Source organism: Salmonirosea aquatica, from assembly GCF_009296315.1.
GTDB lineage: Bacteria > Bacteroidota > Bacteroidia > Cytophagales > Spirosomataceae > Salmonirosea > Salmonirosea aquatica.
This window is the reverse complement of record NZ_WHLY01000002.1, coordinates 5570432-5587505: the sequence shown is the minus strand read 5'-3', so window position 1 is coordinate 5587505 and position 17074 is coordinate 5570432. Positions and strand designations below refer to the sequence as shown.

Below are 17074 nucleotides of genomic sequence, written 5' to 3'. Positions count from 1 at the left end.
TGAGATACGGGATTTTTAGGAAATACGCTCTTCTGTTTTTGATTACGAGCCTATCACTGCTGGCGGTGGGTTGTGGGGTGTATTCCTTTACGGGCACTAATCTTTCGCCCGACATCAAGACGTTCACGGTGCTGAATTTCAACACCGGAGTGGCGGGTGGACCGGCTAACCTACCCACCCAGATCAACGAAAAAATAAAGGAGTACTTTCAGCGGAACACCAGCCTGACCCTGGTTCCCAACAATGGGGATCTTGTTCTGGAAGGTACCCTGACGGGTTACGACGTGGTGCCGGTGGCACCTACCGCCAACGACCAGGCCGGCTTCAACCGCCTCAACGTCACGGTGCAGGTACGCTTCACCAATACAAAGGACGAAACCAAGAATTTCGACCAGTCATTTTCCTTTTACGCCGATTTTCCCCAGAGCCAGACGCTCAATCAAAACGAAGCCCGGCTTTTGCCCACGATTCTGGATCAGATTGTGCAGAATATTTTTAATAAGTCGGCCGCCGACTGGTAAACCGGACGGCTTTGTTTGTACCTTCATTGATAATATTGATTACTTACTGACACCAAGTTTCCCCTGCATGACTACCGTCGATAAAGAAACCTTTGCCTACTGGGTAACGCACCCGCACGACATCGGGGCACCCAACCTAGCCCGGCTGGAAGCAACCGCCCAGGCCTACCCCTATTGTCAGATCACCTACACCCTGATGGCCAAGGTAGGAGCCGATATCGCCTCACCCCGCCTGACCGAACTTCTGCCTCTTGCAGCCATTCACACGCTCAATCGAAGTGCCCTACGCCATTTGATCGAGGGCGAATTTGCCTGGTCGGATTCCCTCCTCAACCGCATGACCGACCTGTCGCCCGGTCGTCATCTGTCGGACCGCGACTCTCGTACCCAGGCAGTTTCCCAAGGGTCCGGAAAACCTACCCTCTTGCCCTATGAAGAACTTTCAGGTACCTCCGAAACACCCGTTGACGATAGCCTGCCCTCTTCTCCCCCGGTGGACGACCGGGTGATGAGCGAAAAGGTGATCGAAGAAGAACTTACCTATAAACGGCTCAAACCCACGTCCATACCGATGATTGCGTTGCTCCCACTTCCCAAAACCCGGGAGGATGACCGGCGCAAGCAGCAGGAAATCATCGAGGCCTTCATCAAGAATGATCCGCGGATCGGTCCCATCCGCAACCAGCCCAACGAGCAGACCACCCAGACGGTCGATCTCAGTCAGCGCGCTACGGCGCCCCCCCTGGCGGGGATGGTCACCGAATCCTTTGCCAAGATCCTGACCAAACAGGGCAAATTGGATAAAGCCGTCGAGATTTATGAAAAGCTGATGGTAAAGAATCCGGAAAAAAGAGATTACTTTGCGGAAAAAATTGCGGAATTGAGGGAGGAAAATCAATGATGAGTTATGAAAGACGAATGATTAGTTACGGCCCAATCATCTTTCTATCAAGACTTTGCATAGCTTATCTTCTGTTGATATATACTTGTTTTTTCCGTTTTTTTCGTTGTTTAATTCTTTTCGAAACACGAAATCACATTACGAACCTTTCATTCATAATTCATCACTCATAATTCATCATTCAAAAAATGTACTTGTCACTTGTTATTTTAGTAGCCATTATTGCCGTATTGCTGATTTTAATCGTTCTGGTACAAAACTCCAAGGGAGGTGGGCTTTCCAGCGAGTTCAGTGGAAGCGGGGGCCAGATGTTCGGCGTGAAGAAAACCACTGATTTGCTTGAACAAATCACCTGGGGCATGGCCGGAGCCATCATGTTCATTTCGTTGGCTTCCTACATTATCGTAGGCAACGGTACCCAAACCAGCCAGACGATCAACAGCGTCAACATCGAAAAAGCCCAGAACAGTGCCCTACCGGGTGGCAGCATCGCGCCGCCTCCAGCCGCAGGTACCTCTCCAGCGACGACCGCTCCGGCGACAACAACCCCCGGCGATACGAACTGATACGGTTAGTACCCTCAGCTATATGCGAAGCGCCGGCCTGAAAAATCAGGCCGGCGCTTCGCATATAGGAAGATTCCTTTCCAACCTACCCCGCCTGCATGTAGCGCACCATGAGTTGCTTGGCGGCAGGCAGCAGGGTTTCGTCCAGGGGGTACTCGCGGGGCGATTCGACCATGTAAGTGGCCGGATTGGGCAAATGGGTATAGCGGCGCGTAAGTTGCACTTTGAGGCTTTCGAACGTGGTGTTCTGGCTCTTCTGCACCGATTCGAGCCAGCGAGTCTGGATCATCCGCTCACGACGCGCATCGAACAGCGTGACCTGATAGCTGTAGATCGTCGTTTCGCGGCGGGTGGCCCGATGGATGAAAAGGTACCCTTCTTCGGTACGGAGCGGAATGATGCCAATGGGCGCAATGGAAAGCCCGCTTTCTACTTCTTCGTAGCGGGTCTGCCCCTCTTGCAGCACCAGGGAAAACTGCGGAATGGCAAAATCCAAGATTTCGTTGATTTCTTCCAGATGCGGATCATCCTCGTAGATTTCCTGATAGAGCAGCCGCAGCCGAACCGGATCAATCCCGGTCAGATTCTTGGGAAAATGTGTACGTAACGATTTCTGTGATTTTTTAAAATGAACGCTACTCTGATAATGCTCCGTTACATTGGGTAGGTGCGGAAAAAGCATTTGCTGCCTGAATTCGTCACGCACGTGCTGTAAATATGCCAGTAAGACATATTTTTTGTACTCAAAATCCAGAATTCCGTCGGTGAGCCACTGGCTTGATAGTTTGGTCATGGAGGGATTATGTTGATTAACGGGTAAAATTTAAGCAATTCCTGCGAAATACAAAACGATCTACTCTCTGTTTGGAGTATAGCGTACATTTTGTTTGCAAATCTCAAATGATGAAGAATGTCAGCCCTAGACTGAAAAAATGACAGAAAAAACGGCTGGCACAGATTATGCCTGTATAGGTATGTCAAATTAAAATTATGACAAAATATTAAACCGTTAATTCTTATGTCAACTTTAACCGAAGAAAAAGTGAGTGTACAGCCCCTGGCCGACCGCGTTCTGGTAGAACCGGCTCCCGCCGAAGAAAAAACTGCCTTTGGCATCATTATTCCTGATACCGCGAAAGAAAAGCCCCAGCGCGGAACCGTTTTGGCGGCTGGTCCTGGCAAAAAGGACGAGCCAATGACCGTCAAAGTGGGTGATACCGTACTGTACGGCAAGTATTCTGGCACTGAATTGACCGTAGATGGCAAGGATTGCCTCATCATGCGCGAATCAGATATTTTTGCCGTCATCGAGCAGTAAAAATTCAATTTTGAATGAGTGAATACCTATCCCGGAACATCCGGTTTCTCATTCTTTTATCAAATTTTAAGTAAAACCATTAAGAACTAAAAGTTATGTCTAAGAAGATCTTTTTTGATTCAGATGCACGCGATAAGATCAAACGCGGAGTAGATACCCTCGCCGATGCCGTAAAGGTAACGCTGGGCCCCCGTGGTCGTAATGTCGTTATTGATAAGAAATTTGGCTCACCTACCATTACTAAAGACGGTGTGACCGTAGCCAAGGAAATCGAACTGAAGGACGCCATGGAAAACATGGGTGCTCAGTTGGTAAAAGAGGTAGCTTCCAAAACCGCCGATTCGGCTGGTGACGGTACTACTACGGCTACCGTCCTGGCGCAAGCCATCTACACCATTGGTGTGAAGAACGTGGCTGCGGGTGCCAACCCTATGGATCTTAAGCGCGGCATCGACAAGGCTGTCAGTGCCATCGTGAAGAACCTGGAAACCCAGAAAAAAGACATTTCCACTTCCAAGGAAATCGCGCAGGTAGCTACTATTTCGGCTAACCACGACGAAGAGATCGGTCAGATGATCGCCGAGGCTATGGAAAAAGTGGGTAAAGAAGGTGTAATTACCGTAGAAGAAGCCCGTGGTACCGAAACCGAAGTGAAGACGGTAGAAGGTATGCAGTTTGATCGGGGGTACCTTTCTCCCTACTTCGTGACCAACACGGAGAAAATGGAAGTAGAAATGGAGCGTCCTTACATCCTGATTTCTGAAAAGAAAGTTTCTTCCATGAAGGAATTGCTTCCCGTCCTTGAGGCGGTAGCGCAAACGGGTCGTCCCTTGATTATCCTGGCCGAAGACGTAGACGGAGAAGCCCTCGCTACGTTGGTAGTAAACAAAATCCGCGGGGCTTTGAAAGTAGCTGCTGTAAAAGCTCCCGGTTTTGGTGATCGTCGCAAGGCTATGCTGGAAGATATCGCCATCCTGACCGGCGGTCAGGTGATCAGCGAAGAGCGCGGTTTTAAATTGGAAAACGCCACGCTGGATTACCTGGGTAGCTGCGAGAAGGCTATTATCGACAAAGACAACACGACTTTGGTGAATGGTGACGGTCAGAAAGAAGATATCTCCGGCCGCGTGAACCAAATCAAAGCCCAGATCGAAAACACTACGTCGGACTACGACCGCGAGAAATTGCAGGAGCGTTTGGCCAAGCTGTCAGGTGGCGTAGCCATTCTGTACATCGGTGCTGCCACCGAGGTGGAAATGAAAGAGAAGAAAGACCGTGTTGATGACGCTCTGCACGCTACCCGCGCCGCCGTTGAGGAAGGTGTGGTAGCCGGTGGTGGGGTAGCTCTGATCCGGGCTGCCGAAGCGCTGAGCAACCTGACAGGTAGCAACGACGACGAAACTACGGGTATCAACATCATCCGGATGGCAATTGAAGCTCCCCTTCGTACCATCGTAGCCAACTCGGGCGGCGAAGGTTCTGTTGTGATCCAGAAAGTGAAAGAAGGTACGGGTGCTTACGGCTACAATGCCAAGGACAATACCTACGAAGATCTTCTGGAAGCGGGTATTATCGATCCTAAGAAAGTTACGCGCCTGGCGCTGGAAAACGCTGCCTCGATTGCGGGTATGTTGCTGACCACCGAATGTGTGATCGCCGACGAGCCCGAAGAAGACAAAGGTGGTGGCGGAATGCCCCACGGCGGTGGAATGGGCGGAATGATGTAATTCCAACTTCCACTTGTATAGCAAAAAGGCACGGACTGAGTCCGTGCCTTTTTTGTTGCCTGGCTGATGGTGCTATGGTTACTCCATTTACAAAATAATTGTGGAATGATTTGCTTTTACAGGGCAGAATCTTTAAAATTAACAATTATTTAACATTGAAGTAACAGTAAAGTAATATAGCGATGCGTCAATCTTTTTCTATTCGTACTCTGGCAGGTCTTACTTATTTACTATTAGGTACCCTTACATTCAGTTACGGACAACAGAAAACCATTCCCGATTTCCTGCGTGAAAAACAGGTTTGGAACGAAAAGCTGGTGGTAATTTATGCTCCCGCTGAACAGCAGCATAGGATCAAAGAACAGCTTAATACCCTTTATTCTTCCCTTAATACCTTCAAAAAAGAAAAAATCGTGGTGGTTCAGATTCCAGCTGCCCTCTCGGTTATCGATCGGATGTACCTTAGGCAAAAGCTACGGTATCACGAAGATCGGTTCAACTTATGGGTTATTGATGAAAAAGGGAACCTCCGCATGAGTAGTACCAAAATCAACACCGCCGATCAATTCTTACGGGTGCTGAACATTGAAACCCGGCCCGAGGCCTTATCAAAAGCTCAGTATTTTTGGAAAGAGTAATGGGCTGGTAAAAATCTTATTATAATCACAAAAAAGCCGTCCGGAAATTCCGGACGGCTTTTTGATTTACTCAACGTTATGAAAAACTTCTTGCTTAGGACGTCTGGGTGGCAGATCGGTCACAGGTACCTATATAATTTTAAACATCAGAATTGACTGGAAACTATCCGTAGGCCAGGGTTACTCCATCAACCCGTCGCGCATCACCAGACGGCGATCGGCCATCTCGGCCAGATGCTCGTTGTGGGTTACGATCACAAAAGTCTGGTTCAATTCGTCACGCAGGGTGAAGAATAACCGATGCAGGTCCTCGGCGTTGCGGGAATCCAGATTGCCGCTCGGCTCATCGGCCAGTACCACTGCCGGGCGGTTTAGTAACGCCCGCGCTACGGCAACGCGTTGCTGCTCACCGCCCGAAAGCTGCGAAGGCAGGTGATCCATCCGATCCGACAGGCCCAACAGGGCCAATAGCTCGGCGCCACGCTTCCGGGTATCGGCTTCCTTCGCTTTGGAATTGATGAACCCCGGCATACACACATTTTCAAGCGCCGAAAACTCCGCCAGCAGATTATGAAACTGAAAAACAAAACCGATGCTCTCGTTGCGGAATTGCGCCAGCGCCTTATCGCTCAGCGTAGATATATCCGTATCCTGAATAGTGACCCGACCCCGGTCAGGCCGATCGAGGGTGCCAACGATGTGCAGCAGGGTACTTTTGCCCGCTCCCGAGGCCCCCACAATGGCAACAATTTCGCCGGGTTGAATCGTGAGGTCAATTCCCTTGAGAACCTGTAGAGTGCCGTAGCTGCGCGTGATACCCTGCGCGGTAAGTAAAGCCATTTTCTAGTGGACAGTTGAGACGGGGCAGCCCGTGCTGTTAAAAGTTGAAAGAGCATTTCACAAAAGGCGAGTGAAACTTATCCTCGTTTTGAATTATTCGCTAATTTGCCGTGAAACTAACGAATTACAGGCATACATTGGCTGCCGGCTGTTGGCTATCAAATATCACTTTATCGTAATTGACTGAAATACCTACTTTTACATCATAATTCGTGGAAGTACTCTTCCGAAGCGATTCTACTCACTTTCAACCGCCGGGCTACCCCGTTTCCATTTTCAACTTTTAACTTTCAATTCAAAAAATGAACATTCACGAATATCAAGGCAAAAGTATTCTTAAAAAATACGGCGTTCGTATTCAGGAAGGCATCGTAGCCGACACGCCCGACAAGGCCGTAGAAGTGGCTCGTAACCTGAGCGAGCAGACGGGCACCAAGTGGTACGTGGTGAAGTCGCAGATACACGCCGGTGGCCGTGGTAAAGGCAAGGTTGTCGGGGGCGAGCAGCGCGGCGTGGCTTTGGCCAAGTCGGTCGAGGACGTGCGGACGATTTCCAAAAATCTGCTGGGTAAAGTGCTCGTGACGCATCAGACAGGTCCCGAAGGAAAGCAGGTCAATAAGGTACTGATTGCTGAGGACGTATACTACCCCGGACCAAGCGAACCGAAAGAATTTTACATCTCCATTTTGCTGGATCGGGCCAAAAACTGCAATGTCATCATGGCCAGCACCGAAGGCGGTATGGACATCGAGGAGGTAGCCGAGCATACGCCCGATAAAATCATGAAGGAATGGATCGACCCTTCTGTCGGTTTGCAGGGTTTTCAGGCCCGCAAGGTAGCTTTTGCCCTGGGTCTGGAAGGCGAGGCGTTTAAAGAAATGGTGAAGTTCATTACCGCCCTGTACCGAGCCTATAACGAGAGTGACGCGTCGATGTTTGAAATCAATCCGGTACTCAAAACCTCCGATAACAAGATTTTGGCCGTGGACGCCAAGGTGAACCTGGATGACAATGCGTTGTTCCGCCACCCCGAACTGGCCGAAATGCGCGACATCAGCGAGGAAGATCCCCTGGAAGTGGAAGCCGGTGCCAACAACCTCAACTACGTCAAACTAGACGGCAACGTGGGTTGTATGGTCAACGGCGCGGGTTTGGCGATGGCTACCATGGATATTATCAAACTATCGGGTGGCGAACCCGCCAACTTCCTTGACGTAGGGGGTGGAGCCAATGCCAAAACCGTAGAAGCCGGTTTCCGGATTATCCTGAAAGACCCCAACGTAAAGGCCATCCTGATCAACATCTTCGGAGGTATCGTACGTTGCGACCGCGTAGCCGCCGGGGTAGTTGAAGCCTACAAGGCCATTGGCGAAATCCCCGTTCCGATCATCGTTCGTTTGCAGGGTACCAATGCCGAAGAAGGCGCGCGGATCATCAACGAATCGGGTCTGAAGGTATACTCAGCCATCGAGTTCAAGGAAGCCGCCGAGCGCGTAGAAGAGGTACTGGCCGAAATGGAAGCCTAGCCAGCAAACTTTTGATACCAAAAAAGGCGACCGTATTGGTCGCCTTTTTTGGTTGTTTGCCTGTCTGTCGATGAGGTACCCTTCACAAGGTATCACTTTACGTGTCAGGCCGAAATTTTACGATTTCGATTTTTAGTGTCATGCCTCAACCTTTATTTAGCGACATCACCTACCTGCGGGAAGGTACCCCCACACAGCGCCGCGCCTACCATGCCCTCATCGACCTGGGCATTTTCGACAAGCTGAAAGCATATTCGCCCCTGCTGACGGGAACCATTCCGCTGGATATCGATATTGACGGCAGCGATCTGGATATCATTTGTTATTGGCAGTTTGCGGATGAATACATACAGACAGTTCGACAACACTGGGGGTACCTACCCGATTTTCAGCTTCGGCACTACGAAATAAATGGCTTTCAAACCCTCGTGGCCAGGTTCTCCGCCGAAAATTTTGTGATCGAAGTGTTTGGTCAAAACCGCCCTACGCATCAGCAGGAAGCGTACCGGCACATGGTACTTGAATATGAAATCCTCCAAAAGATGGGTCCGGCCTTCAAAACGAAAATTCGGGAGTTAAAAAAGAGCGGGCTGAAAACAGAACCTGCCTTTGCACAATTGCTTGGTTTGCAAGGGAATCCTTATCAAGCGTTGCTGGATTATGAATATAAGAAATAATTGAGGAGTGGTTGGTACCTTTCCAGTAGCAAGAAGTGAAATACCTGCGTATATAGGTATATTTGGAGGTATGTACGCAATTTATTGCGTTTATGCAGATGTTTTGTAGGCAAGCCTAAAAGACGATACAACAAGAAATGGAAATGTGGCAATACATAGAAGCTTTAAGACAACCTAACAAGACTTGGTTTTTCTCAAAAGGCAACACAGAAGAGAAAATTAACGCTTTGGCTAAAATTGCCAATGATGGTTATCCAAGTCTTATTTACAATTTGACAGAATTTCTAAAAGATGACAATAGAGAAATAAGAGAAGCTACTTGCAATACAATAATTCATCTGTTCAAAAAGATTGACAGTAAAAAGGGATATTACGGCACTCTCAAACATTGTAGCATTTCAAAAGGCGACATTGATTTCTATGAAGCTAATTTTCCAAAAGAACAATATGTTGAGTTATTAGCAATAAGTTCATTAAACAGTAGTGGGTACATAAGAGAAAAAGCAGTTAAAAAACTTACACAAGTCGACAGTCCAAGAGCCATACAATTTTTAATTTATCGTTTGGCAGATTGGGTTTTGCCAGTTCGACAAGCGGCACTAAATGGAATTAACAAGTATAAAACAACTGATTATATTGACAGTTTAATTGAAAATTTGCCAATTTTTGAGTGGCTTCAAAAAATTGAGCGGACAGACCTTAGTGGTATTTACCAAGAAATTGTTGAGTTCATAGTAACTAGCAACAGAATGTATGTAATTGACAACTTTAAGCAATACCAAGATAAGCTGAGAATACTTTTGGCGAGACACATTTCAAGTTCATTTAGAGAAAAATCACAAGAGTTAAAATTGTTTCTAGCAGACAAACATTTTTTAATTAGAAGCTTAGCAATAAACCATTTTGACAAACTTGGGCAAGCAGAAATCAAGCAATTACTCAATGACAAATCAGCAAATATTCGACTTCAAACGCTTTATTGCTTAAAAGACAAAAACGGCTTTGAAGTAACAGTAAAGAAATTTTTAGCGGACAATTCAGCCACGATAAGACATTTTGCAAGATTTACGCTTAAACAATCAAACATTGACTTTGCAATATTTTACAATGACAACTTACAGATGAACTACCAAGTAATTGGTTCTTTAAGCGGACTTGCTGAAATCGAAGGAAAACCGTATTCGAAAACTGTTAAGTCATACCTTGGCCATAAAAAAACAAGAGTTAAAAAAACAGCATTTTTAGCTCTTTGCAAACTTGACGAAGGAAGTTCTTATGCTTTTGCATTAGCAAACCTTGACAGTCCATATATTGGACTTAGAAACGTAATCATTGAATTCCTATCTCACATTCCGAGACAAGAAGTCTTAACAAAGGCAAGAAGCATTTACGAAATAGGCAATTATGATTTAAAAAAGTCTATGCTCAAACTCTTTAACAAAGTTGGCGGTTGGACAGCAATCCCTGATTTGATGATTGGAACAATAGACGAAAACGAAAACATAAGACAATTGGCGTTTGAATATTTACAAATTTGGCGAGCAAGAGCAGTAAGACTATTTTCAACACCAAAACAAGGAGAAATTGAAAGAGCAAAACAGGTTTTCAACTTCGTAAGCGAGAAACAAGAGGACAAACAATATTTTAAAACAAACCCAGTATATGGACTTGACTTTTACTTCAATTATTGATAGATGAATAAAGCCGTAAAGAAAGCACCCCGGAGGGGTCGACCCCTCCGGGGTGCTAAGCTTGACTATTCCAACTATTGCTATTAACCATCGACGCCTCCGGCGTGTAAGCCTGAAACTTTACTTTACATTCTAATTCACCCATCAATAACAGAAGGCTAGCTTGTAACAGGCGTTTGGCGAAATGTTGATACGGCTTATTCACCGTAGATCTATAGCACAAAACGCCTTACTCGATTGGAAATGACTTGTAAAAAAATTTATCCCCAATAAATATCCCAAATCAATGAAACACACCTTATATATCCTCCTGGCCCTCTCCCTTACAGCCGCCTGGGCGCAACCTGCTCAAAAATCAGCCCCCGAAAAAGCAGCGGCCAGCAAACCGTTCAAAATTGAAAAAGGAAAAGACGTATGGATGATGACGTACTTCCGTCAGCGGTACCCGACCCGGATCGAGATCGACGCCAAGGGCAATACCGTAGAGGTACCCCTACCCGACCCTATGCAGGAAGAAAAACTCCACATTGCGCTCTCGAACGACGGCCGCCACTGGACTCCCCTCAATGACAACAAACCCCTGTGGGAACAGCAGATGCGTGATCCTTACGTGCGGCGCGGTCCGGATGGACTGTGGCGTTTGCTGGCTACCGGTGGTGGCCGGCGCAGCGACCGCGAACAGGTAGGGCCGAGCTGCCTTTATGCTACCTCCAAAGACCTGATCCACTGGCATGTGGAAGGTACCTTGCCTTTGATGAAAGACGCCCGGAACGAGTCCGGCGCTCTGGCCCGGAATATCTGGGCCCCCGAATGGTTTTATGAGGACAAAACCGGCGAGTATACGCTCGTGTGGTCATCTTCCTACAAAGACGCGGGCTGGAAGGAAAGCCGGCTTTGGTACTGCAAGACCCGCGACTGGAAAACCTTCACCCCGGCCAAAGTACTCTTCGCTCCCCCCTATTCCGTGATCGACGGTACCCTGCTGGAACGCGATGGTACTTATTACCTTTACCATAAGGAAGAAGAATTCGGTGCCAAAACCGGCGAACGCAGGGCCATCCGGGTCGCTACCTCCAAAAATCTCGAAGGGCCGTACAATATCATAGAAGGCCCCATGAACACCGGACAGATCGTTCCCGTAATCACTGAAGGCCCCACCGTCATGACCGATCCCCTCAAACCGGGTTGGCTATTGCTCTATGACTATTGCATGACCAACCGCTTCGGGGCTTCCTACTCGCCGGATCTGATTCACTGGTCGGTGGTGGAGGACGTCGATTTCCCGTCGGAAGCCCGGCATGGGACGGTATCAAAGATAACGGCCAAAGAGGCGGAGGCGTTGGTCAAAGCCTACCCTGTTAAAGGAGCAGGGAAGTGAGGATTCAACCCAGGCAAGTACTTACTTAACCCATCCATAGATTTGGCATAACCCGCAGTTAGTTATATATTGGGAATGGACAAATGCAACGGTCTTCGTTTATTTTATTCGGAGGTCACGAGCCATTGCAGACAAGTAAACCTTCCTGAAACCGCATGACAAAGCCACAAACCAAACGGATTGTTCAAATTTCGTTGGTCCTAGGAACTCTGATTTCCCTATTCTTCGTACCATGGATTATACTAAAAGCCTGGATAACGCCACTACCTGATACAGTTCAGGAACAGGTTGATGAAGCCGTTGACCTTGGCTTAGATGGAGTGATTGTTTACGTGGACCAGGCAGGTCAGCCACCCGCTTTGTACGCGGGTGGCTGGAAAAACAGGGAGAACAAAGTACCGGCCGATCCTCATTCATTATTCAAGATTGCCAGTATCAGCAAGTTGTATGTGGCTGTTGCGGTCGCCAAGCTGGTCAATGACAAGAAATTGTCATTGGATAAAACGCTCACTGATTACCTTCCGGAACTTGCGGGACGAATTGAAAATGCCGATAAAATCACGCTGAAAATGATGGTGCAGCACAGAAGCGGCATTCCCAATTATACCGATACTCCCCACTACTGGGAAGCTCCCCCAAAAGGCAATAGAGAAAATCTTGCATTGGTGCTGGATAAGCCTGGTGACTTTGAACCCGATAAAAAATACAGTTATTCCAATACGAATTATCTATTGATCGGCGAAATCCTGGATAAGACACTGGGATATAGCCATCACCAATATATCAGGGAGGAAATTTTGATGCCGCTTGGGCTGAACGATACGTACAGTTTGCTGAGTGAAGTGGATACAGCCGATGTCATGAGTGGGTATGACGTAGGGTACCATGCTGATTTAAAACAAAATGATTTCATTAGCCCTGCCGGCTCCATGGTAGCGACAGCAAGGGATGTGGGAGTATTCTTACGGGCATTGAACGATGGCTCTTTGCTGGATGATAACGAACAAGCTATTTATTCATCTATCTACGTATATGAACATACGGGATTGTTACCCGGCTACTCCAGTATTGCCCGGTATTACAAAGACATGGATGCAGTCGTTGTTCTGTTTGCCAGTACCAGTGGCGGGTACACCTGGAATTTGTCGGAAATCGTATACAATCGGATCGTGAAAATATTGCGAAGGGGAAAAAGCGCATAAGGCTATGTAAAACTTCCTACCCTGGCAAATTTCTTCTTTTCTGTATCCCCTCAGCCCCTAATCTAACTCCGGCTCCTGCCCCCGAAATGCATCCTTTTTCTCGATAATAGGCAGAGGAATGGGCCGGCGTTCCCGTGCGGACTGATAGATTGCTTCCATGATCCGCTGATCCTGCAACCCTTCTTCACCACCGGAGTAAGGTACCTTGTCTTCGAGAATGCAAGCTGAGAACACATCCATTTCCATGGCGAACTGATTTTTGGGCGTAATACTCACCTGCTCCTGCCGGACTATGGCGCCATCGGCTCGCGAGGTGGTGAGTTTTTGTCCCGAATACGCGTAGGCCTGAGCCAGTTCGTATCCGCCGCGCTCGGTCATGACGCGGTACTGCCGCGCTTCGTGGACATTGTAGTGGGTGGCGCACTGGGCAATGACGCCGCTGGGGAATTTCATTTGCCAGGTACATACCTCCTCCACTTCCCGGAACAGCGGATTGTCAGGATCGCTATGCACGTAGGCCGACACCTCGACGGGTTCCTCGCCCAGAATAAAACGGGTGGTATTGAGGCAGTAAAGCCCGATATCGGGCAGCGCACCGCCGCCCGCCAGCGCCTTGATATGTCGCCAATGCCGGGGGTTGGCCGACGACTGACAATTGTAGGCATCCACAAACTTGGGCTTGCCAAATTCCTGCTTCTGCACCTGCTCGCGCACGTAGCGGTTGTAGGGCTCGTACTGAATCCGGTAAGCAATCATAAGCTTGCGGTTGGACTGCTGGCAGGCATCGATCATAGCCTGGCACTCGGCCACGGAGTTGGCCATGGGCTTTTCGCACAGAATGTGCTTGCCGGCCCGGGCGCCCCGAATCGTGAATTCGGCGTGCATGGAGTTGGGCAACACAATGTAGATGACCTGTACCTCCGCGTTGTCTTTCAGTTGGTCGTAGGTTTCGTAGCTGAAGCAGTTTTCGGATTTGATGCCGTACTGCCGTGCTACCTTTTGTAATTTTTCCGGATTACCACTCACCAGCGCCACCGATTTTGACTTCCGGCAGGTACTCAGGGCGGGCAGAATTTCCTCCAGCGTGAGGTGACCCAACCCCACAAGCGCGTAACCCACCCGCTCCTCCGCGGGCAGCGGCGTAGGTACCCCGGCTGATTTCCGGTCGGCATCCGACTTCCAGGTTTCCAGTTCGATGGGCTTATCCGTAGCCGCAGGTACCTCCGCCGGCGGTGAATAGGGCGGCGAAGTGGGTACCTTGGGTCCGTCGGGTACCTGGTAGGCACTGTATGTTGGTACGGGATACGATGGTACCGGATCGGTTGGCTGGGGTTCGCTCATGGGAATGGATCGACTGGTGAATACTGGTTTCACCATCAAGTCCACAATAATTCGGCCTGCGTTTACTGGTTATTGCAAAAATAAAGGGGTACCTTATTCTCAGTTCGTTATACAGGTAGGTTTCGGCTATCTGCCACGCAACCAATCAGGCGGTTGGCCACGTAATAGAAATAACAGTTCGTGCTTTTATTAAATTTTATATACCTCATGAAGTATCACCTGAAAAGTTTTACCCTACTGCTTGTTTGTGCCTTAGTGGCGGTTATGTCCTGTAAGAACAAGGAACTGACGCCCGCCGACAATGTCAATATCACGCCCGGTGACTCGACTGGAGGTACCTCTTCGGGCAGCACCACCTTCGATCCCACTACCCAAACGCTGGTTTCGGAGGGTAAATTCAAGGATGGTGGTCATCCTACCTCCGGTACGGTAAAACTGTATCGGCAGGGAACAACCTATACTCTAGTGTTTGACAGTTTCAAAACCGACGAAGGACCCGACTTACGTATATACCTGGCCGAAGATACAAAGGCCAATAATTTCATCGAATTGGTGGAGTTGAAAAATACGGGAAATTTCTACCTGACGCTGCCCGATAACGCCGAGGTAGCCAAACGCAAGCAGGTACTGATCTGGTGCAAGCGGTTCAGTGTTTTGTTCGGCTCGGCGGAACTTATGGCTCCGGCTCAGATGTAGCTTCCTGCCCTTCATTCTAATGTCATCGACGCAACTTGCACACAATCTCATTTATCTACTGACTATCAAATTCTTAACAATTCTAATTTTCCAATCTACCGAACTTGAGGGTACCTGTCATCTCAACTGACTATTACTTTCAAATTTATTCACTGCATATTTGCCATTGCAGCAAATATGCTGTATCTTCATAACAAATTTGTTGTCATGGAGACCATAGCAGAAAAAAATGCCGGGAGGTACAACCCCCGGAAAAGCATTCAACGGGCAAGGGCAATGAAAGCCGGAAGCCGCGAGTGGCGCCTGGAAGCTACGGAGGGTACCTATGTATGGGCTACCCAAATGGATAGAGTGCGTCTCATCCGGAAAGGACTTCCCTACGAAACGATCGAAGTGATCAGTAGGCGGGCCAATTTACCCGTGAAACAACTTTTAAACCTGTTTGGGGTACCTCAAACTACCTACAATAAAAAGAAGAAGGACAAAGACCTGCTGAGTGGAAGAGATAGTGAGGTGATTCTGGTCCTGACCGAGTTGCTGGATTTTGGGATAGAGGTCTTTAACCATGAAGAGGAAAAATTCCAGCGCTGGCTCAAAAAAACTAATATTGCCCTTGGGGGCGCTACGCCGGAAAGTCTCTTTGATTCCCTGACGGGAATTCAGGAAGTCAAGAATAGCCTCAATAGGCTGGAATACGGCAATTTGGCCTGATGCGGGTATACAGAATTGAAAGGGAAAAGTACCTGGACGCCACCCTGAAAGGAATCGGGGCCGCGCTCACGGAAGGGTACCGCTGGAATAGCCTGAATACCTACCTGGTCTATACCGCCGAATCCCGGGCCCTGGCTATGCTGGAAGTTTCCGTACACTTGGATCTCAGCGAGGATTTACCCACAGACCGCCACTACGTGGAGATTAATATCCCTGACGACGTTGCAATACTTGAACTGCGCCTCGAAGACCTGCCCGAAAACTGGGACGCCAAGCCACCGATTCTGGAAACCCAATTTATTGGGGATGATTTTGTCTATGAAAATAATGCGGCAGTACTCAAGGTACCCAGTAGTATTGTCCCTCCCGAATTCAACTACCTGATCAACCCAAATCACCCGGACGCTAAAAAGATTACCGTAATTTCAAAAGTACCGCTACGATTTGACCAGCGGTTTGGGCAAAGCAGGGAAAATTAAGTACTTTTCCAATCGTATGGGCTTGGCGGAGCTATTTATTAAGGAATAGATATTTGAAGGTATGTACGTACCTGTATCAGGGTAGGTACGTTACTTTGGCTAAGTTGTGGCTTAGCCCATAAGTAAGGAAATATATAAACGCTATTTGGAGCTTTTCATATTTGTTCATATAAACGACCAGTAAAATACCAAATATTATCAGTATAGCTTAAATAAATACAAAAGTCACAACAAAACTTTCGCATATTCGAGAATAGGGCGTAACTAGTCTCAATAGATCATTTCGGATAAAATGAAAACCAAGATTAATAAACAAAATATCCATTACAGACTCCGGCATTGGGACCTTTACCTAATTAATATATTAGGCCTGGGGTTGGGTATATGCTTTTACTATATCTTCGGACAGAAGATCGAAATTATTGTGGCTTGCCTAGCTGCAACTATATCAATATCAACAGGATTAAGACAATATAAAGTTGAGGAGGACAAGATATTCAAAGAATTGTTTGAAAAGTTCAACAACTTATATGATGAAAAATTCAATGAGAGACTAAATGAAATAGTAGATAATACTTTGGAAGTGGATGAAAAACTAATTGTCGATTATCTAAATTTTTGCTCCGAAGAGTACTTGTGGTTTAGAAAGCATAGAATTCCCTATGTAGTTTGGTCGGCCTGGAAAGAAGGCATTCTTTTTCATCTTCGCAAAGAACCTATTAAGCGAATAGCTGAGAAAGAACGAATTCAGAAAGAGTCATATTATGGACTTTTTGAAGCTCTAAGTATTTAAAATATGCGCATAAAATCATTTGGTCGAAATAGCGGCTGGTTAAGAAGCTAGGTTTTATTAAAAACACTT

At 47.6% G+C, this 17074-nt stretch carries 18 protein-coding genes; 15 read left to right on the top strand and 3 right to left on the bottom strand.

The genetic code is table 11. The features are described from left to right. Positions 1-38: 38 nt before the first annotated feature. The 3 genes from lptE (at position 39) to secG (ending at position 1988) form a co-directional block, all read left to right on the top strand. Positions 39-521 (top strand): LPS assembly lipoprotein LptE, encoded by a 483-nt coding sequence (gene lptE, locus GBK04_RS24060; protein ID WP_373331299.1) that lies wholly within the window; start codon positions 39-41, stop codon positions 519-521. A gap of 67 nt (positions 522-588) precedes the next feature. Then, entirely contained in the window at positions 589-1422 is an 834-nt protein-coding gene (locus tag GBK04_RS24055; protein ID WP_152764137.1) for a DUF8458 domain-containing protein, read from the top strand. A gap of 188 nt (positions 1423-1610) precedes the next feature. Continuing rightward, positions 1611-1988 carry a preprotein translocase subunit SecG gene (gene secG / locus GBK04_RS24050; RefSeq protein ID WP_152764134.1) on the top strand — a complete coding sequence of 126 codons (378 nt, stop codon included), beginning with the start codon at positions 1611-1613 and terminating at the stop codon, positions 1986-1988. An 85-nt stretch (positions 1989-2073) separates the two neighbouring features. On the opposite strand, the gene GBK04_RS24045 is transcribed toward secG, so the two are convergent. Further along, positions 2074-2781 (bottom strand): hypothetical protein, encoded by a 708-nt coding sequence (locus GBK04_RS24045; RefSeq protein ID WP_152764133.1) that lies wholly within the window; start codon positions 2779-2781, stop codon positions 2074-2076. A 225-nt stretch (positions 2782-3006) separates the two neighbouring features. Between GBK04_RS24045 and GBK04_RS24040 the strand changes: the two genes are divergently transcribed. From GBK04_RS24040 to GBK04_RS24030, 3 genes are all read left to right on the top strand, one after another. Further along, positions 3007-3306, top strand: a complete 300-nt coding sequence (locus GBK04_RS24040; RefSeq protein WP_152764131.1) for a co-chaperone GroES — start codon at positions 3007-3009, stop codon at positions 3304-3306. A 95-nt stretch (positions 3307-3401) separates the two neighbouring features. Further along, positions 3402-5033, top strand: coding sequence for a chaperonin GroEL (groL, locus tag GBK04_RS24035; protein ID WP_152764129.1), 1632 nt, complete (start codon positions 3402-3404; stop codon positions 5031-5033). A gap of 182 nt (positions 5034-5215) precedes the next feature. Continuing rightward, complete coding sequence (locus GBK04_RS24030) at positions 5216-5671, top strand: DUF4174 domain-containing protein (RefSeq protein ID WP_152764127.1); 456 nt, start codon at positions 5216-5218, stop codon at positions 5669-5671. Positions 5672-5851: 180 nt separating this feature from the next. Here GBK04_RS24030 and GBK04_RS24025 read toward each other — a convergent pair whose 3' ends face one another. Then, a complete protein-coding gene (locus GBK04_RS24025; protein ID WP_152764125.1) occupies positions 5852-6511 on the bottom strand; it encodes an ABC transporter ATP-binding protein in 660 nt (219 codons plus the stop codon). Positions 6512-6813: 302 nt separating this feature from the next. On the opposite strand from GBK04_RS24025, the gene sucC reads away from it, so the two are divergent. The 5 genes from sucC to GBK04_RS24000 all read left to right on the top strand — a co-directional run bounded on the left by sucC (position 6814) and on the right by GBK04_RS24000 (position 12985). Continuing rightward, the gene (gene sucC, locus GBK04_RS24020; RefSeq protein ID WP_152764123.1) at positions 6814-8037 is read left to right on the top strand and encodes an ADP-forming succinate--CoA ligase subunit beta; all 1224 of its coding nucleotides are present in this window, start codon (positions 6814-6816) and stop codon (positions 8035-8037) included. Positions 8038-8177: 140 nt separating this feature from the next. After that, on the top strand, positions 8178-8714 hold the full coding sequence (locus tag GBK04_RS24015; RefSeq protein ID WP_152764121.1) for a DUF4269 domain-containing protein: 537 nt from the start codon (positions 8178-8180) through the stop codon (positions 8712-8714). A 137-nt stretch (positions 8715-8851) separates the two neighbouring features. Beyond that, positions 8852-10405 carry a HEAT repeat domain-containing protein gene (locus tag GBK04_RS24010; RefSeq protein WP_152764119.1) on the top strand — a complete coding sequence of 518 codons (1554 nt, stop codon included), beginning with the start codon at positions 8852-8854 and terminating at the stop codon, positions 10403-10405. Between the two features lie 286 nt (positions 10406-10691). Continuing rightward, the gene (locus GBK04_RS24005) at positions 10692-11783 is read left to right on the top strand and encodes a glycoside hydrolase family 43 protein (RefSeq protein WP_152764117.1); all 1092 of its coding nucleotides are present in this window, start codon (positions 10692-10694) and stop codon (positions 11781-11783) included. A 155-nt stretch (positions 11784-11938) separates the two neighbouring features. Continuing rightward, on the top strand, positions 11939-12985 hold the full coding sequence (locus tag GBK04_RS24000) for a serine hydrolase domain-containing protein (RefSeq protein ID WP_152764115.1): 1047 nt from the start codon (positions 11939-11941) through the stop codon (positions 12983-12985). Between the two features lie 57 nt (positions 12986-13042). On the opposite strand, the gene GBK04_RS23995 is transcribed toward GBK04_RS24000, so the two are convergent. Beyond that, entirely contained in the window at positions 13043-14326 is a 1284-nt protein-coding gene (locus GBK04_RS23995; protein WP_373331298.1) for a Gfo/Idh/MocA family protein, read from the bottom strand. Between the two features lie 207 nt (positions 14327-14533). Here GBK04_RS23995 and GBK04_RS23990 point away from each other — a divergent pair, with 207 nt between their 5' ends. The 4 genes from GBK04_RS23990 to GBK04_RS23975 all read left to right on the top strand — a co-directional run bounded on the left by GBK04_RS23990 (position 14534) and on the right by GBK04_RS23975 (position 17005). Next, positions 14534-15022 carry a DM13 domain-containing protein gene (locus GBK04_RS23990; RefSeq protein ID WP_152764112.1) on the top strand — a complete coding sequence of 163 codons (489 nt, stop codon included), beginning with the start codon at positions 14534-14536 and terminating at the stop codon, positions 15020-15022. A gap of 207 nt (positions 15023-15229) precedes the next feature. Then, positions 15230-15733: an Xre family toxin-antitoxin system antitoxin gene (locus GBK04_RS23985; RefSeq protein WP_152764110.1), complete on the top strand. Its 504-nt coding sequence runs from the start codon at positions 15230-15232 to the stop codon at positions 15731-15733. Further along, complete coding sequence (locus tag GBK04_RS23980) at positions 15733-16212, top strand: RES family NAD+ phosphorylase (protein WP_152764108.1); 480 nt, start codon at positions 15733-15735, stop codon at positions 16210-16212. The genes GBK04_RS23985 and GBK04_RS23980 overlap by 1 nt, the downstream gene beginning before the upstream one ends. Before the next feature lie 292 nt (positions 16213-16504). Further along, positions 16505-17005, top strand: a complete 501-nt coding sequence (locus tag GBK04_RS23975; RefSeq protein WP_152764106.1) for a hypothetical protein — start codon at positions 16505-16507, stop codon at positions 17003-17005. The last annotated feature ends 69 nt before the right edge of the window (positions 17006-17074 follow it).

Bases quoted from the DNA above. Each gene is read 5' to 3' on its own strand.
- GBK04_RS24055 (WP_152764137.1), top strand. From the start codon at position 589: ATGACTACCGTCGATAAAGAAACCTTTGCCTACTGGGTAACGCACCCG.
- secG (WP_152764134.1), top strand. From the start codon at position 1,611: ATGTACTTGTCACTTGTTATTTTAGTAGCCATTATTGCCGTATTGCTG.
- GBK04_RS24045 (WP_152764133.1), bottom strand. From the start codon at position 2,781: ATGACCAAACTATCAAGCCAGTGGCTCACCGACGGAATTCTGGATTTT.
- GBK04_RS24040 (WP_152764131.1), top strand. From the start codon at position 3,007: ATGTCAACTTTAACCGAAGAAAAAGTGAGTGTACAGCCCCTGGCCGAC.
- groL (WP_152764129.1), top strand. From the start codon at position 3,402: ATGTCTAAGAAGATCTTTTTTGATTCAGATGCACGCGATAAGATCAAA.
- GBK04_RS24030 (WP_152764127.1), top strand. From the start codon at position 5,216: ATGCGTCAATCTTTTTCTATTCGTACTCTGGCAGGTCTTACTTATTTA.
- GBK04_RS24025 (WP_152764125.1), bottom strand. From the start codon at position 6,511: ATGGCTTTACTTACCGCGCAGGGTATCACGCGCAGCTACGGCACTCTA.
- sucC (WP_152764123.1), top strand. From the start codon at position 6,814: ATGAACATTCACGAATATCAAGGCAAAAGTATTCTTAAAAAATACGGC.
- GBK04_RS24015 (WP_152764121.1), top strand. From the start codon at position 8,178: ATGCCTCAACCTTTATTTAGCGACATCACCTACCTGCGGGAAGGTACC.
- GBK04_RS24010 (WP_152764119.1), top strand. From the start codon at position 8,852: ATGGAAATGTGGCAATACATAGAAGCTTTAAGACAACCTAACAAGACT.
- GBK04_RS24005 (WP_152764117.1), top strand. From the start codon at position 10,692: ATGAAACACACCTTATATATCCTCCTGGCCCTCTCCCTTACAGCCGCC.
- GBK04_RS24000 (WP_152764115.1), top strand. From the start codon at position 11,939: ATGACAAAGCCACAAACCAAACGGATTGTTCAAATTTCGTTGGTCCTA.
- GBK04_RS23995 (WP_373331298.1), bottom strand. From the start codon at position 14,326: ATGAGCGAACCCCAGCCAACCGATCCGGTACCATCGTATCCCGTACCA.
- GBK04_RS23990 (WP_152764112.1), top strand. From the start codon at position 14,534: ATGAAGTATCACCTGAAAAGTTTTACCCTACTGCTTGTTTGTGCCTTA.
- GBK04_RS23985 (WP_152764110.1), top strand. From the start codon at position 15,230: ATGGAGACCATAGCAGAAAAAAATGCCGGGAGGTACAACCCCCGGAAA.
- GBK04_RS23980 (WP_152764108.1), top strand. From the start codon at position 15,733: ATGCGGGTATACAGAATTGAAAGGGAAAAGTACCTGGACGCCACCCTG.
- GBK04_RS23975 (WP_152764106.1), top strand. From the start codon at position 16,505: ATGAAAACCAAGATTAATAAACAAAATATCCATTACAGACTCCGGCAT.